The sequence below is a fragment of the Cytobacillus sp. IB215316 genome, assembly GCF_033963865.1.
Taxonomy (GTDB): domain Bacteria; phylum Bacillota; class Bacilli; order Bacillales; family SM2101; genus Nanhaiella; species Nanhaiella sioensis.
Map to the genome: position 1 here is coordinate 1 of NZ_JAXBMC010000003.1, position 25,191 is coordinate 25,191.

The window sequence follows — 25,191 nt, forward strand, 5'->3', positions numbered from 1 at the left end:
ACAGTTCCAGCAGATGCCACAGGTGGGACATTAGTAATTACAGGAAGCTATGAAGGGCATACAGGCACAACAACAGTAACCGTGCAAGCGACTGTTCAAGGAATCACATTTGATCCAACAACAGTAACGTTGGCTCAGGGAGAAACGCAACAAATCACAGTTGTAGCCAATATGTCTGACGGAACAACAGTAGATGTAACGAACTTAGTGACATATAGCAGTGCGGATGAAAGCTTAGCAACAGTAGATACATCTGGTTTAATCGCAATCTCTCCAGACACCAATGGTGGTACTGTAGTAATCACAGGAAGCTATGAAGGAATAAATGGAACAACAACAGTCACAATTCCTGAATTAGTATTAAGCATTACAGCTGATCCGTCGGAAATTACATTAAAGCCTGGAGAAAGCCAACAGCTACTCGTATTAGCTAACATGTTTGATAGTACGCAGAGTGATGTAACAAATATGACAAGCTATAGTAGCAGTGATGAAACACTTGCAATTGTGGATGCAACAGGTCTTATTTCCATTCCGGATACAGCTAATCCGGGTACAGTTAATATTGATATGAGCTATGAAGGAAAAACAGTAAGAACAACAATAACGATACCGGAACCACCTAAAGTGACAAGTCTAACATTTGAACCAGAGACAGCTACCTTAAACTATGGGGAGACACTCCAAGGAAGAGTAGTGGCGAATATTTCAGATGGGACTCAAGAAGATGTTACAGACAAAACAACATTTGTTAGTAGCGACAGTAGCATAGCATTGGTTAATGAAAATGGATTGGTCACAATTCCCGATGCATCTCCAGGAGGGGAAGTATATATCCGAGGTTATTATGGTGGGCATGTTGCTACGTCAGTAGTAAATACATCCCCAGGAGGAAATGCTGTAACAAGTTTGTCAGTTACTCCATCGGCAGTGAATTTAAAGCATGGGGAAACACAGCAGCTGCAAGTATTGGCAACGATGGGAGACGGATCGCAAAATGATGTAACTTCAAGTGCAATTTATAGCAGTAGTGACATTAGAGTTACCATAGATGATAGTGGTTTAATCACTGTGCTAGATACAGCTAGTGCGGGCTCAACAATTACTATTAATATCAGCTATATGGAGAAAACAGCGAAGGCTACTGTGACGATACCAGAACCACCTAGGTTAACAAGTTTAACATTTGAGCCAGAAACAGCTACATTAAATTATGGGGAGACACTCCAAGGAAGAGTAATGGCGAATTTTTCAGATGGGGCTCAAGAAGATGTCACAGACAAAACAACATTTGTTAGTAGTGACAGTAGCATAGCATTAGTTGATGAAAATGGATTAATTACAGTACCAGATACATCTCCAGGAGGAGAAGTATATATTCGAGGTTACTATGAAGGTCAAGTAAGCTTTTCAATATTAAATATATCCCCAGGGGGAAATGTAGTAACTAGTCTATCAGTTAATCCGTCAACAGTGACTTTAAAGCATGGGGAAACACAGCAGCTGCAAGTATTGGCAACGATGGGAGACGGATCGCAAAATGATGTAACTTCCAGTGCAATTTATAGCAGTAACGATACAAACGTATCTGTAGATACAAGTGGTATGGTTACAGTGTCTAATACAGCAAATGAAGGCTCAATAATTACTATTGATATCAGATATGAAGAAAAATCTACAAGGATGATAGTAACTATTCCAGAACCACCGAAAGTATCAAGCTTAGCAGTTAATCCGTCAACAGTGACTTTAAAACCGGGCGACACACAACAGTTGCAGGTAACAGCGACGATGGATGATGGAGTACAAAATGATGTAACCACAAATGCATTTTACAGTAGTAGTAATGCAGGTGTGTCTGTAGATACGAATGGTTTAATTACCGCCTTAGATACAGCAAGCGCAGGCACAGTAAATATTGATATAAGTTATAAAGGAAAAACGGCAAGAACAACAGTAACGATACCAGAACCACCTAAAGTTACAAGTCTAACATTTGAGCCAGAGACAGCTACCTTAAACTATGGGGAGACACTCCAAGGAAGAGTAGTGGCGAATTTTTCAGATGGAACTCAAGAGGATGTCACGACAAAAACAACATTTGCTAGTAGCGACAATAGCATAGCATTGGTTGATGAAAATGGATTGGTCACAATTCCCGATGCATCTCCAGGAGGAGAAGTATATATCAGAGGTTATTATGGAGGGCATGTTGCAACGTCATTAGTAAATACATCCCCAGGAGGAAATGCTGTAACAAGTTTGTCAGTTACTCCATCGACGGTGACTTTAAAGCATGGGGAAATACAGCAGCTGCAAGTAATTGCAACGATGGGAGACGGATCGCAAAATGATGTAACTTCCAGTGCAATTTATAACAGTAGTGACATTAGAGTAACCGTAGATGATAGTGGTTTAATCACTGTGCTAGATACAGCAAGTGCGGGCTCAACAATTACTATTAATATCAGATATATGGAGAAAACAGCGAGAGCTACTGTGACGATACCAGAACCACCTAGGGTAACAAGCTTAACATTTGAGCCAGAAACAGCTATATTAAATTATGGGGAGACACTCCAAGGAAGAATAATGGCGAATTCTTCAGATGGGACTCAAGAAGATGTCACAGACAAATCAACATTTGTTAGTAGCGATAGTAGCATAGCATTGGTTGATGAAAATGGATTAATCACAGTTCCAAATACATCTCCAGGAGGAGAAGTATACATTCGAGGTTATTACGGAGGGCATGTAGGATATACAATTGTTACAGTTATTAAACCTCCTAATCCAAACGATGTAATAAGTTTGTCAGTTGATCCCTCGACAGTAACGTTAAAGGTAGGAGAAGCACAACAACTGCAAGTAATGGCAACGATGGGAGACGGATCGCAAAATGATGTAACTTCCAGTGCAATTTATAGCAGTAACGATACAAACGTATCTGTAGATACAAATGGTATGGTTACAGTGTCTAATACAGCAAGTGCAGGAACAGTAAATATTGACATTAGTTATGGGGGAAAAACAACGAGATTAACGGTAACCATTCCAGAACCACCTAGATTAACAAGTATAATTTTTGAGCCAGAAACAGCTACTTTAAATCATGGTGAGACACTCCAAGGTAGAGTAGTAGCGTATTATTCTGATGGCACTAATGAGGATATCACAGCGATTGCTACCTATAATAGTAGTGATAGTAGTATTGCATCTGTTGATGAAAATGGATTAATCACGATCCCAGATACATCACCGGGAGGAGAAGTATACATCCGAGGATATCACAGAGGTTTAGTATCTTATTCTATTGTCACTGTTCCTGCACCATCAAATATTACGAACATAAACGTAACAAGTAACCAACAAAAATCAATTAGACTTACAAGTGTTAATCAACAACACGAAGTAACGAATACTAACCAACAAGACTTTACATCAAGATTCGTGTTTAGAAATATGAAACCAAGCTTTACAGATTTTAACAATATCTTATCGATATTACAGCCTTCTTTTAATAGAAGTTTGTATATGCGACATAGCTTTTATGATATTGAGTAGTAGGATCATTCAATAGCAGGAGTTAATAAGCATGAAGGGGTTGACTCAATATGGGTCAACCCCTTTTTGTTATTATGTAATCATGTAACTTTGATTTTTTGGTGTCAATTTGTAAAACGTATGAGGTAATGTTAACTCCATTATGTTAGATGATGATCTTATAATTCTTTCTTTTTATATTGAAGCTTTTCTTTTCTATCAACTTTTTTCCAATATTACCGATATAATGAGTAAGCAAGCGGTAAAGGGGTGAGTTTATGGATAAGAATCATATGACAACAATTGTTCCTTACACCACACCTTATATAGAAGGTCAGCAAGCTTTTAAAAATCAGAAAAATATGGAACAGAATGTTAATAAATTATTAGAAGAAACCATAACATATGTTCCTAAATCTAGAATAGAAAAACTGTTCGATGAGTTAAAGAAATTTGTTGAACCGACAAGGACATCTATTAAGTACGAATATCATGAAGAATTAGAGGAGTATTACGTCACAATTATAGATGATTTAACGAAGGAAGTAGTACGAGAAATACCAGCAAAGAAAATACTAGATTTATATGCAGCAATGACAGATTTCATTGGTTTAATGGTTGATGAAAAAATATAACATATGGAGGTTATTAAGATGCGTATAGGTGGATTAGCTAGTGGAATGGATATTGATCAACTCGTCAGTGATTTAATGAGAACAGAGCGTTTGCCGCTCGATAAATTAAATCAACAAAAGCAATTGTTAGAATGGCAGCGTGATGATTATCGAGAAATGAACACGCTGTTAAAGGAATTAGATACTTTTATTTTTGAAGGAATTGATCGTGAAGGTAACCTATTGTCAAAAACAACGGTAAGCTCTGATGACAGTGTTGTGACAGCAATTGCTGATTCTTCAGCTTCGGATATTTCGACTGAGATCGAAGTGTTAAATTTAGCGAAGCCAGCCACATGGATATCTGATGGGACAGCTAACTTTATGGCTGGTACAAATCGAACGATTAGTTTATCAGTCACAAATGGTGATGGAACTGTAAGTAATAATATAACGGTCGATATCTCTGATACTGACACGTTGGATAATGTTATCAAAAAGCTTAATGATACGAAGGAGCTTGATTTAAATATTTTCCACGATTCTGAAACGAATAAAATTGTCATTACATCAAATGAACCAGGTGCACAGTCGCAAATCATGATTGACGATGCTGAGACGGAAGCGTTTTTTCAAGAAATAGGCTTTACAGCAGTTGCTGGTGCGGAACTAGGTGATACGGATGGCAATGGAGTAATTGATGGCTCAGATTCACCAATTAAAACAAGTGGGGAAGATGCTGCATTTGTAATTAATGGTTTAAGCACAACTCGTTCATCAAATGATTTTAATATTAACGGCGTAGCCTATACATTAAAAGGTGAAAGCCCTGGAACAACAGTAAGTATCTCCACATCGACAGATACAGATAAAATTGTTGATACAGTTGTGCAATTTGTTGCCAAATATAATGAAATCATTGATACAATAAATGGTAAGCTTTCGGAAAGCCGTAATCGTGATTATCCTCCTTTAACTAGTGAGCAAAGGCAGGAATTGAGTGAAACAGAAATTGAATTATGGGATGCGCAAGCGAAAAGCGGCTTAATTAGGAATGACTCAATGTTATCGAGTGGTTTAAATCAATTAAGAATAGATTTATATTCTCCAGTATCTGTTGACAATGGTTCAATTATGCTCAATGATTTAGGTATTAATACTACAAAAGACTACCTAGAAAATGGGAAGCTTGAAATTGACGAATTCAAATTACGTGAGAAAATTGCCGAAGATCCGGAAGCAGTTTATGAATTGTTTAATGCAGAAGGAAGCTCTCATGAATCAAAGGGACTTGCTACAAGATTACGAGATACACTTAGCACAACGATGGAACAAATTGTAGAGAAGGCAGGAAATCCACTTAAGACAGATGAACAATTCTCGATAGGGAAAAACTTAGTATCGATCGATAAACAAATCGATAGCTTCGAAGATCGATTAATTCAAATTGAAGATCGCTATTGGAGACAGTTCACTGCGATGGAGCAAGCAATCCAACGTGCAAACGAGCAATCTGCGTATTTACTTGAGCAATTCGGCGGTGGTTATTAATTAAAAGGAGTGCAAAAGTAATATGACATTAAATAATCCTTATCAATCTTATCAGACAAACTCTGTTGTTACAGCGTCGCCAGGTGAGCTTACGTTAATGCTATATAATGGCTGTTTAAAATTTATTAATCTAGCTCGCAAAGCCATTCAAGAGAATAGTATTGAAGAAAAGAACACTAATCTGTTAAAGGCACAAAACATTATTAAAGAGTTAATGGGATCGTTAAACATGGATATAGAAATTTCTAAAAATATGATGACGATGTATGAATATATTCTTCATAGGCTGATTGAAGTGAACATTAACAATGATGTTGAAGCACTTACAGAAGTAGAAGGGCATATAACTGAGTTTCGTGATGCATGGAAGGAAGTTATCCTTATTAATCGCCAGCAACAGCCTGACCAAGGCGGGCGAGCATAGTGGATACTGTCTCAGCGTTGCACAACGTATCTAAACAGCTGTATGACATATTACATAATGATATTCCAAAGGATGAACGTGACGGTCATATAGCAAGCATAGAGGAACTGATAACGACAAGACAGACATTAATTGATGCACTAAAGCCACCCTATACTGTAGAAGAGAAGAGGCTGGGAGCTGAAATAGTGTCTATCAATAAGGATATCGATGAGAGATTACTGCAATTAAAAAATACAATTAAGTTCGATTTGACTGACATCAAAAAAAGAAAGCAATCTACAAACAAGTATGTTAACCCATACAGAAGTTTACTTACAGATGGTGTATTTTACGATAAACGAAAATAGGTGACACGATGGTTACACTTGATGCTGTACAGTTTGAGATGGTTAAACAATATTTTAATTTGTTAGATACGATTGAAGAAGGCTTTGATTATGTAATTTCAAGCTTTGAAAACTACGAGCAAACTGAAAGTGATCGGATTTTTGCTGATATTCATGCTGCATTTTTAAAGATTTACGAAACAAATCAGTTTATGGTTCAAATCTTTCGTGAGGATGCGGATGTAGAATCTCATATCGATCAATTCGAGGATGTAGTACATGAAGTGAACAAGCTCGAAGACGTCATTTTTGACGTGGCTGCAAAGCAGAGGTTAATTGTAAGCAATATTAATCCAGTCTTCATTACATGGAAGAATTCCATTCAAAGGGCGCTACGTAAGTATATTCAGCAGTAAAAAGATGTTGGTTCATTAGCATTCCCTTAACATGTATTGTTAAACAATTTGTTATAAAGAAAGAGTTCTTAGGGATTGATCATCTTAAAAATGATCAGTCCCTTTTTTATGGTATTAAATTCCTTTCATAAAGCAAAAAGGAAAGGTCATGATTCATAAGGATCCTTTTTTGTGCATAACAATAATTACCCTCTAAAAAATTTATTTGTAGCATGCTGAAGATCGGTCGTTACGGACGAGTGTATTAATCACTTTCATCAACAACTGTAAGTCGCTTTTTCATAAGCTGGGTTTGATATAAAAATCTTTTAACTAATTTTACATACTCCCTTCTTCTAACGTCTAATTTGTAATATATCGGTTATGTATATAATGAAAATCGTCACAATTTATTCACAGATTATTTGACGTTTAAGAAGGAAATGATAAGGGCATTGTAGAAATGTATATACATAGCTTAAGAAAACCGCTTAGCGGATTTCTAGAGATAAGAGAAGGGTATGTGGCGTATAAATTTCAAACAACTTCCACACAATCTTAACTCGAATAAGTTATAAGTTTCAAGAAAATGAGGATAAGAAGGATGGGGAATTGTAAAGTCTTATTCCTGGACTTTTTGAACATCCTTTCAAAATGGAGTTCAAAAATGAGGATAAAAAGGACGAAGAAGATCAAGGCGGTGGAGCTTTGAGTACCAGGGTGTACGCTTTAAGGGTACATGGGGATCGGAAAAGCAAACCAACGCAGATATTCACTGTCATTTTTCCCGGACTTTTTTGAACATCCTCAAGTTAACTAAAGGAGGAGTTCGTGTATGATTTACAACATTCGTGGTGAAAACATTGAAGTAACTCCAGCATTGCGTGAGTATGTTGAGAAAAAGATTGGTAAATTAGAAAGGTATTTCGATGAATCTTCAGATGCCACAGTTCATGTTAATTTAAAAGTTCATAGTGATAAGCATTCTAAAATAGAAGTAACGATTCCAATGTCTCAGCTATTGTTAAGAGCAGAGGAAAATCATGAAGATATGTATGCAGCGATTGATCTTGTGCTAGATAAACTTGAGCGACAAATTCGCAAGCATAAAACTAAGGTGAACCGTAAGTTCCGAGATACTGGAACTCCTAAATATATGTTTACAAATGAGCCTGTAGCGATCCCTGATGAAGAAGAGGATGACTTAAAGCTTGTACGTACAAAGCGCTTTAACTTAAAGCCAATGGACAGTGAAGAAGCAATCCTGCAAATGAATATGCTCGGCCATAACTTCTACGTATTTACGAACTCAGAGACGAACCGCACAAATGTGGTTTATTTAAGAAAAGATGGAAAATACGGTTTAATTGAACCGAATTAAAAAAATCGATAAGAAAACGTTAGGTTGTTCATAACCTAACGTTTTTTGATGTTAATGTGAGGTAAGAGTAAAGTGCTTGCTATGTATGGAATTGCATATGATCTTTTGCATTATTGGTCAATTACTCATTGCTCTTTTATAGAAACGCTACTTTTTTAATAATATAATAGTATATGGCGAGTCACCTTATATTTGTGGTTTATGGCGAGAAGGAGTTTATTGTGAGGCTTTTTAATTAATGTTAATGAATGGAGGTGAATGTGATGGAGAAGATTTTATTAGAATTTATGAGCGAAATGCGGGAATTTAGAACAGAGATAAATGGACGTTTCACGAAGTTAGAAGGTGAAATGGACGAGCGTTTTACAAAAGTAGATAAGCGACTATCGAAAATTGAAAACGATGTAACGGAAATTAAGGAAGCTGTTGTAAATAACCTTTCTCAGTCAAGGAGTCATTTTAAACATATTGAACAATCTCTTCAGCAACATCACTCCATGTTTCAGTTAATGACTGATGAAATTAATAAAAAATAAATACCGCTATTAGTATGTACTACATCACCACTAACTACAAATTGTATAAATGAAAACGAAAGTAGTTGAAAACTCAATCTATATCACTTCATAAAAAAACTTCCGCACCTCTAATTTTACCCATTGAACAGTCTTAGATGTCTACAGCTAAATATGAATCATTTACAATGAAAAACGATGTGGCTGTCACATATCCCTCTTTTAACAATACTTTTCGTAAACGGAGTTATTTTAAAAAAATGTACTTAGAAGAATGAACTAACTCTTTTTCATACAAGTTTTGTTAAGGTTTTTGAATGAAATAAAAAATATTCATATGATTCTGCCTTCTTATGCTCCCACATTCCTCCAAAATGTTGTTCACTTTGTCTCAAAATGTTAATATTAAAAATAGGATTTCTATAAGGGAAAAAACTTAGTATATACATTATTATATATCCAGTGTGAGAATGTGTCGTATTGGGTGTAACTTATATGAAAAATAGAGGAGCGTTTTGAATGCTTGGAATGATAAAGAAAGTACTTGATGGTAATAAACGTCAAATTACTAAATTGGAAAAGCTTGCAGCACAAATTGATTCATTAAGTGCAGATATGGCTAACTTAACGGATGAGCAGTTACAATCAAAAACAGCAGAATTCAAAGGTCGTTATGATAAAGGGGAAAAGCTTGATGATATGCTTGTTGAAGCCTTTGCGGTTGTTCGTGAAGCAGCAAAGCGTGTATTAGGCTTATATCCATACAAGGTACAATTAATGGGGGGTGTTTCCCTTCATGATGGTAATATTTCTGAGATGAAAACTGGAGAAGGTAAAACGTTAACAGCGACAATGCCGGTATACTTAAATGCCTTGACAGGAAAAGGTGTGCACGTTGTAACTGTCAATGAATATTTAGCAAGTCGTGATGCTCATGAGATGGGTCAGCTATATGAATTTTTAGGATTAACAGTCGGTTTGAACTTAAACGGTATGTCTCGTGAGGAAAAAATAGAGGCGTATGCAGCTGATATTACATATGCAACGAACAATGAGCTAGGGTTTGATTATTTACGTGATAATATGGTGCTATACAAAGAACAGATGGTTCAGCGACCGCTGTATTATGCGGTGATTGATGAGGTTGACTCAATTCTTATTGATGAAGCAAGAACACCTCTAATTATATCTGGTTCAGCACAAAAGTCAGCACAATTATATGTACAAGCTAATGCGTTCGTACGTACGCTAAATAAAGAATCAGATTTTATTTTCGATGAAAAATCAAAAGGTGTTCAGCTAACTGAAGAAGGCATGAATAAGGCTGAACGTGCTTTCGGTATTGATAACCTATTTGATATTACACATGTTTCATTAAATCATCATATAAATCAAGCGTTAAAAGCGCATGCTAGTATGCATAAAGACATTGATTATGTTGTTCAAGATGGCGAAGTTGTGATCGTTGATCCTTTTACGGGACGTTTGATGAAAGGCCGTCGATATAGTGAAGGTTTACATCAAGCAATTGAAGCCAAAGAAGGACTTGATATTCAAAATGAAAGCATGACACTGGCAACAGTAACGTTCCAAAACTATTTCCGTATGTATGAAAAGCTTTCAGGTATGACAGGTACGGCAAAAACAGAAGAAGAAGAGTTTAGGAATATATATAACATGCACGTTGTCGTCATCCCAACGAATAGGCCAATCGTACGTGATGATCGTGCCGATCTTATTTATAAAACGATCGAAGGGAAGTTTCGAGCAGTTGTTGAAGATATTGCCGAACGCCATCAAAAAGGGCAGCCTGTACTTGTTGGAACAGTGGCTATTGAAACTTCTGAAATTATATCTAAGTTTTTAAAGAAAAAGGGTATTCCTCATCACATCTTAAATGCGAAAAATCATGGGAAAGAGGCACAGATTATCGAAGAAGCCGGTCAACCTGGTGCGGTAACGATTGCAACGAACATGGCTGGACGTGGTACAGATATTAAACTTGGTGAAGGTGTGAAGGAAGCGGGAGGACTTTCGGTAATCGGTACAGAACGTCATGAAAGTCGCCGAATTGACAATCAATTACGTGGTCGTTCCGGTCGTCAAGGAGATCCAGGGGTGACACAATTTTATTTATCCATGGAAGATGAGCTGATGCGTCGCTTCGGATCGGACAATATGAAAGCGATGATGGAGCGACTAGGCATGGATGATACACAGCCTATTCAAAGTAAAATGGTTTCAAGAGCCGTTGAATCAGCTCAAAAACGTGTTGAAGGAAATAACTTTGATGCTCGTAAGCAGCTTTTACAATATGATGATGTATTACGTCAGCAGCGTGAAATTATATATAAACAGAGATCTGACGTCCTGTCATCAGAAAACCTTCGTGATATCGTTGAAGGTATGATTAAGTCAACGATTGAACGATCTGTTGAATTGCATACACCGAAGGAAGAGCTTCCAGAAGAGTGGAACCTTAAAGGCATCATTGATTATACAAATGCAACGATGCTTGCTGAAGGTGATGTCTCACTTGACCAAATTAAAGGTCAGGAGCCTGAAGAAATTAGTGAGCTCATCTATGCAAAAGTAAAAGAACGTTATGATGAAAAAGAACAGCAATTAGCGCCAGAGCAGATGCGTGAGTTTGAAAAAGTTATCGTTCTGCGTGCGGTTGATAGTAAATGGATGGATCATATTGACGCGATGGATCATCTTCGTCAAGGTATTCACCTTCGAGCTTATGGCCAGATTGATCCATTACGTGAGTATCAAATGGAAGGATTTTCGATGTTTGAAAATATGGTGGCTTCAGTGGAAGAGGACGTTGCGAAGTATGTGATGAAAGCGCAAATTCGAAACAACCTCCAACGTCAAGAAGTCGCAAAAGGACAGGCGGTTAATCCAAAGCAAGACGGAGAAAAGCAAAAGCGCAAACCAGTTAAAAAAGCAGTTTCCATCGGCCGAAATGACCCATGTTATTGCGGAAGTGGGAAGAAATTTAAACAGTGCCACGGCAAATAACGGGGATCTGACCCTCGATGCTATACAGAGATAAAGATTATTTTATTCTTTACTGTGAACAAAGGTGAGTTGGCAGTGGATGCTAGCTCACCTATTTTCTTTGATAATTTGTTTTAATGTATTTAGATTACAGTCAAGAGGATATACATGTAAGGTAGGTAAAAATTATTATTGAGGTGGAAAATAAATGGATTTAGTTGAAATTAAGCAAGAGCTTGACAAAATGGCTACTCGTTTAGCTGATTTTAGGGGGTCTCTTTGACCTCGATACGAAGCAAGCTCGAATAGATGAGTTGGAAGAATTAATGGCAGCACCATCCTTTTGGGATGATCAACAAGCGGCTCAAACTGTCATAAATGAAGCAAATGGCATAAAGGATTTAGTTAACAAGTTTACAGCGCTAAATGAGACATTTGAAAATCTCGAAGTGACTCATGAGCTAGTCAAAGAAGAGCCAGATGATGATTTACAAAAAGAGCTTGAAAATGAATGTAAAGCATTAACAAAGGACTTAAATACATTTGAATTAGAATTGTTATTAAGTGAACCTTATGACAAAAATAATGCGATTTTAGAGCTACATCCAGGTGCGGGTGGTACAGAATCACAAGATTGGGGTTCAATGTTGTTGCGTATGTATACACGTTGGGCAGAGCGAAGAGGTTACAAAGTAGAAACCTTGGATTATTTACCAGGAGACGAAGCTGGTATTAAAAGTGTCACACTGTTGATTAAAGGGCATAATGCATACGGCTATTTAAAAGCGGAAAAAGGTGTTCATCGCCTCGTTCGAATCTCACCTTTTGATTCGTCAGGTCGTCGTCATACGTCCTTCGTATCATGTGAAGTGATGCCAGAGTTTAACGAAGACATTGAAATTGATATTCGTACTGAAGATTTGAAAATAGACACGTACCGTGCAAGTGGGGCGGGTGGTCAGCACGTCAATACGACTGATTCGGCAGTAAGGATTACTCATACTCCGACTAACGTTGTTGTTACGTGCCAATCAGAGCGTTCACAAATTAAAAACCGTGATCGAGCGATGAAAATGTTAAAAGCAAAGCTCTATCAAAAGAAAATTGAAGAACAACAAGAGCAGCTCGCTGAAATTCGTGGTGAGCAAAAGGAGATCGGTTGGGGAAGTCAAATTCGTTCTTACGTATTTCATCCGTATTCTCTCGTGAAAGATCATCGTACGAATACTGAAGTAGGTAACGTACAAGGTGTGATGGATGGTGAGCTTGATTCATTCATCGATTCGTACCTTCGTTCAAAACTTAACTAAACTGATATTGCCCCATTCTATATGAGTGGGGTTTTTGTGTACCTTATTATGAGAATAGTTTTTTGTGTTTAGGTAAGTAAATCCTCCATTTGGACAGTAAACGAAAGAATACGGCAAGTAAACCCACTCATATGATAGTAAACGAAGAATATGGCAAGAAAAACCTTTCATCTAGACAGTAAACAGAAAAGTTTGGCAAGTAATAGCATTCAAATGGACAATACCAAACATGATCAACTAATAAATAATTGGGTTGCTCAATATACAGAACATATAACTTAAGCATGCAGATATTATGACGAGTGAACAATAAAACGTATTTAATCAAATCAATTTGGCACCAAAAACTACTATATATAAGTACGAGATTAAATTATTCATCGAAACTCCCTCTTATGTCTCTCATTAAGTTCTATGCGTTAAGTATTTTTCATTTTTTACCACTTATAAGATAGTTCCTCAAACAAAAAATAAGCAATAAGTTCCTTCTATAGTTTACTCCTTTAACACGTTATATGGTTAGCATTTACACGATATTTCCACCATGCTATACTCTCATAGGCAATTAGTAAAATTGTCTACATGACTTTTAGAATTGTGTTTAAAAAGGTGGAGAAAAAAGGATGAAGAAACGAAGCCGTAAGAGTCAAGCATTGGACCCGAAAATAATCGCAACACTAGACATATGTTATATACTGATTGGATCGGCTATTGTTGCTCTTGCTTTTAACTTGTTTTTACTACCGAACAATGTTGCCTCTGGTGGGGTTAGTGGAATTAGTACGATTACTAAAGAGATGTTTGGATGGAAGCCTGCTTATGTGCAATGGGCATTCAATGTACCATTATTTATCGCTGGCGTAATATTACTTGGTCGGAAATTTGGAATGAAAACATTAATTGGTACAGTATTTTTACCGTTTGTTGTTTATTTATCTGAAAACCTAGAGCCTGCTACTCAAAACCCGCTGTTAGGGGCACTATTTGGAGGAATGGGTGTCGGACTAGGGCTAGGGATCGTTTTTCGTGGACAAGCATCAACAGGAGGAACAGATTTAGCTGCGCAAATTTTTCATAAGTATACAGGCATTTCCCTTGGAACATGCGTCGCATTTATTGACGGTATCATCGTTATAACAGCGGCTATTGTATTTGATATTGAAAGTGGTCTATATGCAATTATCGCATTATTTGTTACGAGTAAAACGATTAATTTCATACAAGTTGGGTTAGGCTATTCAAAAATGGCAATGATTATTACAAATGAGCAAGAGGAAGTCCGTAGTAAAATATTGCATGAACTTGATCGAGGAGTGACAAAGCTCTCAGCTTTTGGGGGCTATACGGATGACGAAAAGCCAATTCTTATGTGCGTTGTGAACCAAACAGAGTTCACTAAATTGAAACAATTGGTTAAAAGCATTGATACATCAGCATTTGTCGTTGCTATGGACGCCACCGAAGTCCTTGGTGAGGGTTTTAAAAGGGCCTAAATTGGGTATAATAAAGTTATATTTTACTAATTTCAGACATGAGGGGGAATCGCAAATGAAAAAGAAATTACTTGCATTATTGATGGGTACATCTCTTGTTTTAGCTGCTTGTGGTGGTGGCGGAGATGAAGCTACAGAACCAAAAGAAGAGGCTGAAACTACACCAACTGAAGAAACTGAAACAGAAACAGGAGATACAGGTGCAGTGAATGTTGCTGCAGCAGAAGATGTTTATAAACAAAGCTGTGCTGGTTGTCACGGTGGAAATTTAGAAGGCGGATTTGGTCCACAGCTAGAGGATATTGGCAGTAAGCTTTCACAAGCAGACATTGAAGATATCATTGCGAATGGTCAAGGTTCTATGAGTGGTGGAATCATTACTGGCGATGATGCAGTAAATGTTGCAGCATGGTTAGCTGAGAAAAAATAAGTTTTTGATAAAAATTAGCTTTTACATAAAAAGTCATTCCATTAACACGGTTTGGCTTTTTTTATTTATAGTTGTTTTTCAGTAATAATTTCTTGACTAAAGTTACTGCGGTACGCCCCTAAACAATACCCCCTTTACCTTTTGGATTAATTATTAACTCTATTTCTATTTTTCACCTGCTTTAGACCTAATAGTAAATAAGAAGAGTTTCTATATAAACAAATAGCAACTAAATTTACAAAGATCTTTTAATTTAGGAAAAAAGCTTTATTTTATTACCTCTTTTGACAATGTTCACGATTAATTGAGTGAGTCTGGTGCTCTTTTTGAAATATAACTGTAATAATTTTTTGTCCTAAATAGTCTATCTTTGATGTTATAATGGATATTGTGAATGTAAAATTATTGGATTTATCCATATAATTTGTCAAAAAACAGACTAACAAGAGTGTTTTTTACATAAAATGACAAAATTTAGGTGATATTAATGATAGAAATGCAGGATGTGTATAAAACTTATCCTAACGGGGTCCTTGCGATTAACGGGATTAGTGTGAAAATTAATGAAGGTGAATTTGTATATGTCGTTGGACCTAGTGGTGCTGGGAAATCAACGTTTATTAAAATGATGTACCGTGAAGAAAGGCCTTCAAATGGTTCGATTATGATAAATGGAATCAATTTATCAAGTCTTAAAGAAAAAAAGGTTCCTTTGTTACGAAGGCATATAGGAGTTGTCTTCCAAGATTTTAAACTTCTTCCTAAGCTTACTGTTTATGAAAATGTAGCATTTGCTTTAGAAGTAATTGAAGAGAATCCAAAATACATAAAACGAAGAGTGATGGGAGTATTAGATTTAGTTCGCCTGAAGCATAAGGCTCGTTTTAAGCCAGATGAATTATCTGGTGGAGAGCAGCAGCGTGTATCTATTGCCCGTTCCATCGTTAACTCTCCAAAAATAATGATAGCAGATGAACCTACGGGGAACCTTGACCCAGATACAGCGTGGGAAATCATGGACATATTTGAGGAAATTAATAATAGGGGAACGACAATTTTGATGGCGACTCATAATAGTGAGATCGTAAACAAAATTAAAAAACGAGTTATTGCAATTGAAAATGGCAAAATTGCCCGTGATGAAATGAGAGGGGAGTATGGTTATGAAATTTAGTACCCTCAAAAGACATACACGGGAAAGTGTTAAAAACCTAGGAAGAAACGGGTGGATGACCTTTGCTTCTATCAGTGCAGTGACTGTTACTTTGCTGTTAGTAGGTGTTTTCCTTGTCATTATGATGAATATGTATCACTTTACTCAATTGATAGAAGAAGATGTAGAAATACGTGTGTTCATTGATACTGTAGCTACGGGTGATGAGGTCAAGGAGTTAGAAAAGAAGATTGATAAAATAGCTGAAGTTAAATCTATTACCTTCGTATCAAAGGATGAAGAGCTTGATAGCTTAGTAGAAAGTCTCGGACCAGTTCTTGATATGCTCAAGGGTGATAATAATCCTTTATCTGATGTATACGTTGTGAAAACGAATCAACCGATTGAAGTAAATGAAGTAGCGAAAAAAATAGAAGATTTCTCAGCAGTCGCACAGGTTGATTATGGTGAAGAAGTTGTGAACAACCTATTTAAAATCTTTAATGTATCACGAAATATAGGGTTAGGTTTAGTCATAGGACTATTATTTACCGCAATGTTCCTGATCTCAAATACGATAAAAATTACGATTGTAGCACGCAGAAGTGAGATAGAGATTATGAAATTAGTTGGCGCAACTAATTCATTTATTCGCTGGCCGTTTTTCTTAGAAGGGCTATGGCTTGGAATATTAGGGGCAATTTTACCAATATCTATCATTCTAACAGCCTATTATTATTTACAAGAAAATGCACAGCCGATGCTATCTGCTGACTTTCTACAAATGCTCCCATTTTACCCATTTGCACTGCAAATCGCTTTAATACTCATTCTGATTGGTGCATGTATCGGTGTTTGGGGTAGTTTAATGTCCGTTCGAAAATTCTTAAAAGTATAGATAAAGAGATAACATAAAAAATGATCTTAGTGTGTGAAAGAATGAGATAATGAAAACTCAATGTTTGGAGGAATAACTTTGAAGCCTTTCAAATCAAAGCTATTATTACTTGGAGTTTCAGTTACAGTTGGGCTTAGTGGACTATTAGTTACTTCGGATAACAATGCTGCTTTCGCAGTAACAACACAAGAAATTGAAGATAAGAAAAGCGAAATTAAAAATATCCAAAGTAAGAAAAGTCAAGTTGCTGGTGAAATTACTGATGCAGAAAAGGAAGTTGAAGAATTACAACAGGAACAAGCTGTGTTACTTGATGAAATTAGACGTTTAGATATTGCCGTAGCAGAAACAAATGAACAAATTATTGCAAAGCAAGCTGAAATTGAACAGAAAAAGGAAGAAATTGAAGTATTAAAAGGTAAAATAGCTGATTTGAAAGAACGAATTGAAGCAAGAGATGAGCTTATAAAAAATCGTGCTCGTTCCTTACAAGAAGGAGGAGGAGCAGTTAGCTACTTAGAAGTTTTGCTTGGTGCAAAAGACTTTGGTGATTTCATAGGACGAATGAGTGCTGTAGCTAAAATTGTTAAAGCTGATAAAGAGATTTTACGTGCTCATGAAGCGGACAAGCAGTTGAAGGAAGAAGAGGAAGCCAATCTTACACAACAAAAGGAAGAATTAGAAGTAAAACTAGGTGAACTAGAAACATTACAGGCTGAGCTAGAGCGACAATCACAAGAAAAAGAAGTGTTTATGGAACAGCTAAAGGATAAAGAGGAAGAGCTAGAAAGAGAGATTCTTTCAAAAGAGGAAGAACAAGCGATTCTTGCAAAGCAAGAGCAGGCAGCAAAAAACCTGCTAAAAGCATTGGAGGAAGAGAAAAAGCGTGAAGAGCAAGCGAGGCAGAATGGTGGCTCTGCAGGATCAGGGACATTTATTAAACCAGCCGCAGGATCATATACATCTGGCTATGGGGCACGATGGGGTACAACTCACTTTGGAGTAGATATTGCAAAACGCGGAACAGTACCTATTGTAGCATCAGCTACAGGTGTTGTATTCAGATCCTATTATTCTACTAGCTATGGTAATGTTGTATTTCTATTGCATGATATTGATGGACAAACCTATACGACTGTTTACGCACATATGAGTAGTCGAGCTGTTTCAGAAGGACAAGTTGTAACCCAAGGACAGCAAATTGGTTTGATGGGTAATACTGGGTTTTCCTTTGGTCAGCATCTTCATTTTGAAATACATAAAGGCTATTGGAATGCATCAAAATCAAATGCCGTAAACCCTAGAGACTATATTAACTAAGGTTTTTTCATACAAACATTCACAACGTAAAATGTTGGAAAAATAATAGGAAGCATATAAACCTTAAACTAGCTGTTCTGTTTTTACAATAACAGCAAAGCTTATGAATGTACCTTCCCTATATATGATGTTCAGACTTCCGTATAACAGAATTTATTGAATACCTTGAGGTAGTCTGTGTAGAAAGACCGTAAGTGCTCATGTACTTACGGTCTTTCTTTAGCATTGCTTTTTAGTATACATCATTTGTAGATTCATATAGAATAAGAAACAAGCGGTAAGCTTCATTACAAAAAAATAAGTCAACATGGGTACAATATACCCTGTTCGTATGGGCTGAAAGTCTTGGTTTAAATGTGCTTTATTTATAATTTCTTCAGTTAGTTCCAGCCTATATTTAGTGGAATCAGCATTTTAGATTTGGTTAGCTTAAAAGATGATTTCATCCGGCTCATTCTAAAGCACAGCCTTCATAAGAAATGATTTCAGCATTTGGTGGTAGTTTATAGTGGTGACAAGGGCATTGAAGAGGTGTAGCTATTAAGGTGTAAATAATATGCAAAGGAGTGAAAAATTTGTCTCTAGCGATAAGTAATAATAAGCTTTTACAAGCAAAGAATGTTATGGAATTACAAAAAAAAGAAATGACTGAATTTTTAAATAATGCTGATAACATTGTCGAATCATCCAATAACCTAACGTACCTTTCAAACGATATTAATAATCAAGTGAATGAGGCATCTCAGTATGCTGAAGATGGCACTCAAACAGTAGTCCGTACTGTAGAAGAGATGAACAGTATTCAACAAGCCTCTACGGAGTTATTAATAAAGGTTGAAACATTAACTGGATTATCTCATCATTTAACTGAAATGATTAAATCATTACAAAATATTTCTTCGCAGACGAATCTTTTAGCTTTAAATGCCTCCATAGAAGCAGCCCGTGCCGGTGATGCAGGGAGAGGGTTTGATGTTGTCGCAAAAGAAATTCGTAAGCTATCTGAAGAGAGCGCAAAAGCAACAAAACAGGCGCAAACTTCAATTTCATCCATCTTATCTGAGATTCAAGATATTAGCGATCTTTCAAAGGATGGACAACATAAAATAGGAACAGGGATTCAAAGTGTTCAAACGTCAAAAGAGCTATTCGATTCAATCCACTCAGCGATCTCAGTTGTAGCTAACCAAAAAGAAGAGCTAAGGAATGTAACTGAAGAGATCAATCAAATGAGTCAAAAGGCTAACACGATAAGTCAAAGTATATCTGAAAATAGAAAAGTTATTGCAATAGGTTTAGATTCAGCTATAAGCGTACATAGTTAACTAGCGATAAGAAAACTGGAGAAAGGACAAGCAGTACATAAGGTTGTTGGACCATATCGGTTAACGACGGCTCTCATGCTGTGGATACATACAACAGGCATATTTAACATGGCCCATTAAGCAATTGCTACCACCATTTTCTTAGAAAATGTCCATTTCTTAATACATATATGTACGATAAGGATGCTTAGAATCGCAATAATAACTGTCTTTATGACAATCAAATACAACAGTGACAGTAAAAACATTGAATAGTCTATCATAAATGATCGATATATATTTAAGATAATAAATCCATATAAACTAATTGTGTCGAGCTTTTGATATTGCTCGGTTTTCTTCATATACAAATGCATGTCCTTTTTTAATAAAAGCAATACATTGCACAGAAAAGTTATTGTTTAGATTTCTGAGCGCGATGTTTTGTTTTTGTATGTAAACATATGGATTAATTACGATAGGATTTGAAAAAAGAGTTGGAAAGCTTTAAACTATATATAACGACATAAAATGAAATAGTTATTCATATAGTTGCTGTAAAGGCATCGCACTACTATCGTGTGATGCCTTTGCTACAATGTTTTCATAAATATGTAAGATCATACGTTATTTTGGTTACGCTTAATAGTGTGTGTTCAAATGGAAAGTTGGACATCATGATATAATAGTGAGTGCGAAGTTAAGGGGGAACGTTGTTGTGAGTCGAAAAACAGCAGTAATTTTGATCGTTATATCGATGCTACTAGGAGCTGGAGGTACTTACGCTGGAGTAAAGTATATTGATGATGATCAACCAGTCATTCAGTCGGACCAGTTGACTAGTGTAGAAGACAAAGCTGTTCAGCAAGAGGTCACCAATGATGAAGAGGATTTTACAAAAGTTGAAGAAGTGTTTGAATTAATTAAAAATCGTTATGTAGAACAAATTGATGACTCAGAGTTGATTGAAGGAGCCATCGAAGGCATGATTGAAACGTTAGAAGATCCGTTTTCGTCATATATGGATAAGGAGACAGCTGACCAATTTAATCAGTCACTTTCATCGTCATTTGAAGGAATTGGTGCAGAAGTAAGTATGGAAGATGGCATTCTTACAATTGTAACACCCTTTAAAAATTCTCCTGCCGAAAAAGCAGGGCTAAAGTCTAAAGATAAAGTTATTAAAGTAGATGGTGAAAGTATAGAAGGCTTGGATCTATTTGAGGCAGTGTTAAAAATTCGTGGAGAAAAAGGGACGACCGTCGTTTTAGAGGTGATTCGAGAAGGTGTTTCTGACACTATAACTTTTGACGTTGTGAGAGATGAAATACCTATTGAAACAGTCTATTCATCTGTAAAAGAACACGCAGGGAAAAGCTTAGGATATATTCAAATTACTTCTTTTTCTGAAGACACGGATGAAGATTTTGAGCAACAGCTAGAACAGCTTGAAAAACAAAATATAGATGGTCTTGTTGTTGATGTTCGTGGTAATGGTGGAGGTTATTTAGATAGTGTAGAGAAAATGTTAAAACAATTAGTTACTAAAGATAAGCCATATGTACAAATTGAAGACCGCAATGGTGAGAAGCTACGTAGTTCTTCATCATTAAAGGAACAGAAGCCTTATCCAATCGTAGCTCTAATTAATGAAGGTAGTGCCTCTGCATCAGAAATCTTTGCTGTGGCGTTAAAAGAAGCAGGTGGTTACGATATTATAGGGGAAACATCATTCGGAAAAGGAACAGTTCAACAGGCGATTCCGATGGATGATGGTAGCAGTGTAAAGCTTACTCAATTTAAATGGTTAACCCCAGATGGAAACTGGATTCATGAAAAAGGTGTGGAGCCAACTATTGAAGTGAAGCAACCAGCTTATTTTTACACAAATCCAATCCAGTTTGAAGAAGATTTAACCTATGATATGAATTCTGAACACATTAAAAATATTCAAATCATGTTAAAAGGACTCGGCTTCGACCCAGGCCGTGAAGACGGCTATTTCGGGAAAGAAACTGAAACAGCTGTATCGAAGTTTCAGCAAGCGAATAACCTTGAAGCCACAGGAGTTATAAATCAAGAAACAGCAACACAAATAGAAGATAGAATTATTGAGGAAATCGGTAAAGAAGAAAATGACGCTCAATTAAAGGCAGCATTGGAACAACTGACAAAATAAGTTGCGAAGGTCTGACATTACAATTAAATTCTGTATAAAAATCTTTTTGAGATGCTATGCAGGACATGATTGTGTGACAGACCTTTTTTCTTTATATTTATATCCCTGTTTCTTCATGTGAATTTTTGTAGTAGACAAGATTGTCAGTCCACTCATCGAATTCATAGATAAAGCCTTTCCTTATACATTCAAACTCCATACCTACACTTTTGGCTAATTGAATGGATGGTGCATTATCAATATTAATATGAGCTTCAATACGATGGAATTTTAATTCTCTGAAGGCCATATAAAGTGCTTCATTTACAGCCTCTTTACCATAGCCTTTCCGCCAATGATGATTATGAACTGTATAACCAATCCTTCCCCATTGAAAATGATCTCTTGCTAAAGTGGAAAAATCAATCATCCCTACATGTGTACCTGCTTCTTTCAGGAAAATGCCAAATATGTACACTTGATCACTCAATGCTAATTCTTGATGCTTTTCTACTAAGTTGTTAAACCACTCACGTGTACACATACTCATATCAATTTTTCCTTCGTCATGCCTATGTTGAGATTGGAATCTATTGTTAAATTCGTTAAGCCAGTTTTCGTAATCTTCTTGTGCTAATGGTCTTATGACTAATCTTGTTGATTCTGAAGCTGTATTAAATTGCTGCAAATAAACACCCCTAAATACTTAATAGTTATTTTTAATACTTAGATATACAACTAGTGCTCTTGTCGTAAACTTTGTTACTACTGTTATCAAATTAGTTTCAAAAATGTGGTTTTATATTGTTAGCTATCGATGTACAGAAGAAAAGGTGCCATGAACTCTAGTTGTTTATTTCTTAATGCGAAAACATCCTTTATAAAACGCTCATAAAAATTTATGTAACTAATTTACTTTAGTAAACAAAGAGGTATAACGATCTAACTCATGTGCTAGATCACAGACACAATCATGTTAAATACTAAATAAATTCGTATTTGATGTAATAGTCATAGGTGTAAATTGTGTAAACACATCATATCATGAAAGGTCATGCAGAGGTTGATATTGAACGTATCCTTTTTTCCAACAATTTGATAAAATAATAGATAACTAATTGTACGTATTTCATAGATAACCGAGGGGGTGGCTTAGTGGTAGAAGAATGGGTATTAGAGTTCCTTAAAGCGATTGGTCGCTTTTTCCTTCATCCATTAACATATTATTTTATTGCATATACATTACTAATCGGCTTTATCCGTGTGAAGAAAGAACGTCGTGATTTCCATGTTCGTATTTATGATTCTTTTCTTGAGCTTCGATCCTTATTTTCAGTCGGTCTATTTGCCGGAGCAATTCTTTCAATCGTCACAATCGGGGTAGGAATTGTTCTAACACTAGAGACTCTTGTTATTGTTGCAATTATTACTTTGATATTAAGCTTTATGATCACACCTAGATTGTTAACACCAGCAAATGTGTTAGGTTTAACATTCTTTTCTTTAATATTATTACCGAAATTAGACTTAAATGATTTTGCTATGTTGTCATTTTCGTCAGACCAGTTGTGGACAAGCTTGTCAGGATTGGCCATTCTACTCGCATTATTTATGATAATGGAAGGTTTTTTAATTTGGAAAAAAGGTGGGGTAGGAACGTCGCCTTATTTGAAAAAGAGTAAGCGTGGACTACAAGTAGGGGCACATAAAGCACAACGAATTTGGATGTTGCCTGTACTATTTCTATTGCCGGGTGAAGTTATTACTACTCAAATACCTTGGTGGCCGGTCTTTTCCATAGGACAAACTGAGTATGCGTTATGTTTCGTTCCTTTTGTCATCGGTTTTTCAATGCATATTCAAGGTATGCATCCATCTGAAATGATCCAACAAACAGGAAAACGCGTCTTATTGCTCAGTTTGATTGTAGCTACTGCTGCTATTAGTAGTATTTGGTTACCTGTATTTGCAACGATTGCTGTATTCATTGCGATACTAGGAAGAGAAATGATTGCCATTCAACAACGGTTGAAAGATGACTCCTATCCTTTTTATTTTTCACAGCGTGATCACGGTCTTGTTGTGTTAGCTATTATCTCCCAGTCTCCAGCAGAAAAAATGGCAATTCAAGTTGGAGAAATGATTACGAAAGTGAATGGTGTAACTGTTCGATCAGTAGAAGAATTTTACGAAGCTATACAAAAAAATAGTGCTTTCTGTAAGCTTGAAGTCATTGATGTGAATGGTCAGGTACGCTTTACACAAAGAGCGTTATACGATGGCGAGCATCATGAGCTAGGCATACTATTCGTCCAAGATGATAAGAAATGGGATAATGAAGCGGTATAAAATTGAAATAGAGGTTCACTCGCCATTTATTTATATATCATATGACTGTTGAGTATTCTCCTATTTTGGGAACTATAGCAACAAAATTTACGAAAAGAGGGGCGTTAATAGACGCTCCTCTTTACAATAATTGCATTGTGGTCATACAAGTTTGATCTGTTTTATAAGTAGAAAAATTGTTTTCTGCCATTTTTCCGTCATGGGTTATTCTAACTTCGTATTCTTTGTCACGTGGTAACCACATGTCAATAAAGCCATTTTCTCCAGAAACCATTGTTTCCTCAATAATTATATTCCCTGATGCATCTACGATTACAACATCAAATTGCTCATTTGCTAGTTCACCTTGGCAGCCTGTCAAGCTATGGTTTGTACATGGATGTGTATCCTTTACATATGGTGCAATTGAAACAAAGAATTCATCATCTGGTAAATCATACTCACGTTTCTCTCCGCTAGTTTCCTCTACAATGAGTTGCTCAGATGTAATAGATGCATTCTCCGCGTCAATGTTACCAATACTGTAGTCATTTACTAAATCTTTAATAGACTGTGGATCCATTTCTTGTTGAGATTGTGTCTGTGTATTTTCTTCACTGCAGCCTACTAACAAAAACGCAGTTGAGAGGACTACAAATACACTTTTCAATTTCATTAATATCCACTCCTTATTAGTTTCTACATGGTATTATACAGTATTTACTGTTAATTAGATAAAAAGCAAAATGGTTATCACTAAAATGTCATAATTTGTTTCTCAATCGTTTTAAAATGGTGAGTAAGAATGAGCTATATGTAGTCTAGTACGAGGGACATAACACTTATTGCGATACGAACAAGGCAAGAAAGTTAGCAAGCAGAACTAAGTGTCAGCCACGTATTCTGTTTGTCAATTGGGAATTAGCTACATTCAGTATATATGTTTACCTTCGTGTATTTAGTTGGATGTTAACAAAATGTTTTAAGAATCTGCAAAGTTTCTCAATTTATTTTTAAGATAATAACAGTAAATAAATGA

The 25,191-nt window shown here is 36.2% G+C and carries 21 protein-coding genes; 18 read left to right on the plus strand and 3 right to left on the minus strand.

Features of this window, described 5'->3' with window-relative positions:
• From SLH48_RS07115 to SLH48_RS07190, 16 genes are all read left to right on the plus strand, one after another.
• A partial coding sequence (locus tag SLH48_RS07115; RefSeq protein WP_320257588.1) for an Ig-like domain-containing protein occupies nt 1-3,564 on the plus strand: 3,564 nt, incomplete at its 5' end.
• Between the two features lie 257 nt (nt 3,565-3,821).
• Entirely contained in the window at nt 3,822-4,178 is a 357-nt protein-coding gene (gene flaG, locus SLH48_RS07120; RefSeq protein ID WP_320257589.1) for a flagellar protein FlaG, read from the plus strand.
• Between the two features lie 18 nt (nt 4,179-4,196).
• Nucleotides 4,197-5,708 carry a flagellar hook-associated protein 2 gene (locus tag SLH48_RS07125; RefSeq protein WP_320257590.1) on the plus strand — a complete coding sequence of 504 codons (1,512 nt, stop codon included), beginning with the start codon at nt 4,197-4,199 and terminating at the stop codon, nt 5,706-5,708.
• A gap of 22 nt (nt 5,709-5,730) precedes the next feature.
• A complete protein-coding gene (gene fliS / locus SLH48_RS07130) occupies nt 5,731-6,132 on the plus strand; it encodes a flagellar export chaperone FliS (RefSeq protein ID WP_214484307.1) in 402 nt (133 codons plus the stop codon).
• The gene (locus SLH48_RS07135) at nt 6,132-6,482 is read left to right on the plus strand and encodes a flagellar protein FliT (RefSeq protein WP_320257591.1); all 351 of its coding nucleotides are present in this window, start codon (nt 6,132-6,134) and stop codon (nt 6,480-6,482) included. The genes fliS and SLH48_RS07135 overlap by 1 nt, the downstream gene beginning before the upstream one ends.
• An 8-nt stretch (nt 6,483-6,490) precedes the next feature.
• Nucleotides 6,491-6,877 carry a hypothetical protein gene (locus SLH48_RS07140; protein ID WP_320257592.1) on the plus strand — a complete coding sequence of 129 codons (387 nt, stop codon included), beginning with the start codon at nt 6,491-6,493 and terminating at the stop codon, nt 6,875-6,877.
• 814 nt (nt 6,878-7,691) lie between these two features.
• The gene (gene hpf, locus SLH48_RS07145; RefSeq protein ID WP_320257593.1) at nt 7,692-8,237 is read left to right on the plus strand and encodes a ribosome hibernation-promoting factor, HPF/YfiA family; all 546 of its coding nucleotides are present in this window, start codon (nt 7,692-7,694) and stop codon (nt 8,235-8,237) included.
• A gap of 263 nt (nt 8,238-8,500) precedes the next feature.
• Nucleotides 8,501-8,773 (plus strand): hypothetical protein, encoded by a 273-nt coding sequence (locus SLH48_RS07150; protein ID WP_320257594.1) that lies wholly within the window; start codon nt 8,501-8,503, stop codon nt 8,771-8,773.
• Nucleotides 8,774-9,271: 498 nt separating this feature from the next.
• Complete coding sequence (gene secA / locus SLH48_RS07155; protein WP_214484302.1) at nt 9,272-11,779, plus strand: preprotein translocase subunit SecA; 2,508 nt, start codon at nt 9,272-9,274, stop codon at nt 11,777-11,779.
• A gap of 187 nt (nt 11,780-11,966) precedes the next feature.
• Nucleotides 11,967-13,068, plus strand: a protein-coding gene (prfB, locus tag SLH48_RS07160; protein WP_320257595.1) for a peptide chain release factor 2 whose coding sequence is annotated in 2 segments (ribosomal slippage) — nt 11,967-12,038 and nt 12,040-13,068 — 1,101 coding nt in all. Because the reading frame shifts where the segments join, the coding sequence is not laid out codon by codon here.
• A gap of 623 nt (nt 13,069-13,691) precedes the next feature.
• Complete coding sequence (locus SLH48_RS07165; protein ID WP_320257596.1) at nt 13,692-14,561, plus strand: YitT family protein; 870 nt, start codon at nt 13,692-13,694, stop codon at nt 14,559-14,561.
• 55 nt (nt 14,562-14,616) lie between these two features.
• Complete coding sequence (gene cccB, locus SLH48_RS07170) at nt 14,617-14,991, plus strand: cytochrome c551 (protein ID WP_214484299.1); 375 nt, start codon at nt 14,617-14,619, stop codon at nt 14,989-14,991.
• A gap of 487 nt (nt 14,992-15,478) precedes the next feature.
• Nucleotides 15,479-16,165 (plus strand): cell division ATP-binding protein FtsE, encoded by a 687-nt coding sequence (ftsE, locus tag SLH48_RS07175; RefSeq protein WP_320257597.1) that lies wholly within the window; start codon nt 15,479-15,481, stop codon nt 16,163-16,165.
• Nucleotides 16,155-17,042, plus strand: a complete 888-nt coding sequence (ftsX, locus tag SLH48_RS07180) for a permease-like cell division protein FtsX (RefSeq protein WP_214484297.1) — start codon at nt 16,155-16,157, stop codon at nt 17,040-17,042. The genes ftsE and ftsX overlap by 11 nt, the downstream gene beginning before the upstream one ends.
• Nucleotides 17,043-17,120: 78 nt before the next feature.
• Nucleotides 17,121-18,362 carry a murein hydrolase activator EnvC family protein gene (locus tag SLH48_RS07185; protein WP_320257598.1) on the plus strand — a complete coding sequence of 414 codons (1,242 nt, stop codon included), beginning with the start codon at nt 17,121-17,123 and terminating at the stop codon, nt 18,360-18,362.
• Nucleotides 18,363-18,937: 575 nt separating this feature from the next.
• Nucleotides 18,938-19,687, plus strand: coding sequence for a methyl-accepting chemotaxis protein (locus SLH48_RS07190; protein WP_320257599.1), 750 nt, complete (start codon nt 18,938-18,940; stop codon nt 19,685-19,687).
• Nucleotides 19,688-19,803: 116 nt separating this feature from the next.
• On the opposite strand, the gene SLH48_RS07195 is transcribed toward SLH48_RS07190, so the two are convergent.
• Complete coding sequence (locus tag SLH48_RS07195) at nt 19,804-20,031, minus strand: hypothetical protein (RefSeq protein ID WP_320257600.1); 228 nt, start codon at nt 20,029-20,031, stop codon at nt 19,804-19,806.
• Nucleotides 20,032-20,384: 353 nt separating this feature from the next.
• Here SLH48_RS07195 and SLH48_RS07200 point away from each other — a divergent pair, with 353 nt between their 5' ends.
• The gene (locus SLH48_RS07200) at nt 20,385-21,845 is read left to right on the plus strand and encodes a S41 family peptidase (RefSeq protein WP_320257601.1); all 1,461 of its coding nucleotides are present in this window, start codon (nt 20,385-20,387) and stop codon (nt 21,843-21,845) included.
• Between the two features lie 97 nt (nt 21,846-21,942).
• Here SLH48_RS07200 and SLH48_RS07205 read toward each other — a convergent pair whose 3' ends face one another.
• On the minus strand, nt 21,943-22,512 hold the full coding sequence (locus SLH48_RS07205) for a GNAT family N-acetyltransferase (protein WP_320257602.1): 570 nt from the start codon (nt 22,510-22,512) through the stop codon (nt 21,943-21,945).
• 467 nt (nt 22,513-22,979) lie between these two features.
• Between SLH48_RS07205 and SLH48_RS07210 the strand changes: the two genes are divergently transcribed.
• A complete protein-coding gene (locus SLH48_RS07210) occupies nt 22,980-24,173 on the plus strand; it encodes a PDZ domain-containing protein (protein ID WP_320257603.1) in 1,194 nt (397 codons plus the stop codon).
• A gap of 121 nt (nt 24,174-24,294) precedes the next feature.
• On the opposite strand, the gene SLH48_RS07215 is transcribed toward SLH48_RS07210, so the two are convergent.
• Nucleotides 24,295-24,828, minus strand: coding sequence for a CueP family metal-binding protein (locus tag SLH48_RS07215; protein ID WP_320257604.1), 534 nt, complete (start codon nt 24,826-24,828; stop codon nt 24,295-24,297).
• Between the last annotated feature and the right edge of the window lie 363 nt (nt 24,829-25,191).

What these genes read in the sequence shown, in the direction of transcription:
- cccB (WP_214484299.1), top strand. Translation starts at nt 14,617, where the DNA reads ATGAAAAAGAAATTACTTGCATTATTGATGGGTACATCTCTTGTTTTA.
- secA (WP_214484302.1), top strand. Translation starts at nt 9,272, where the DNA reads ATGCTTGGAATGATAAAGAAAGTACTTGATGGTAATAAACGTCAAATT.
- SLH48_RS07125 (WP_320257590.1), top strand. Translation starts at nt 4,197, where the DNA reads ATGCGTATAGGTGGATTAGCTAGTGGAATGGATATTGATCAACTCGTC.
- hpf (WP_320257593.1), top strand. Translation starts at nt 7,692, where the DNA reads ATGATTTACAACATTCGTGGTGAAAACATTGAAGTAACTCCAGCATTG.
- fliS (WP_214484307.1), top strand. Translation starts at nt 5,731, where the DNA reads ATGACATTAAATAATCCTTATCAATCTTATCAGACAAACTCTGTTGTT.
- ftsE (WP_320257597.1), top strand. Translation starts at nt 15,479, where the DNA reads ATGATAGAAATGCAGGATGTGTATAAAACTTATCCTAACGGGGTCCTT.
- SLH48_RS07215 (WP_320257604.1), bottom strand. Translation starts at nt 24,828, where the DNA reads ATGAAATTGAAAAGTGTATTTGTAGTCCTCTCAACTGCGTTTTTGTTA.
- SLH48_RS07165 (WP_320257596.1), top strand. Translation starts at nt 13,692, where the DNA reads ATGAAGAAACGAAGCCGTAAGAGTCAAGCATTGGACCCGAAAATAATC.
- SLH48_RS07150 (WP_320257594.1), top strand. Translation starts at nt 8,501, where the DNA reads ATGGAGAAGATTTTATTAGAATTTATGAGCGAAATGCGGGAATTTAGA.
- ftsX (WP_214484297.1), top strand. Translation starts at nt 16,155, where the DNA reads ATGAAATTTAGTACCCTCAAAAGACATACACGGGAAAGTGTTAAAAAC.
- SLH48_RS07195 (WP_320257600.1), bottom strand. Translation starts at nt 20,031, where the DNA reads ATGAAGAAAACCGAGCAATATCAAAAGCTCGACACAATTAGTTTATAT.
- SLH48_RS07140 (WP_320257592.1), top strand. Translation starts at nt 6,491, where the DNA reads ATGGTTACACTTGATGCTGTACAGTTTGAGATGGTTAAACAATATTTT.
- flaG (WP_320257589.1), top strand. Translation starts at nt 3,822, where the DNA reads ATGGATAAGAATCATATGACAACAATTGTTCCTTACACCACACCTTAT.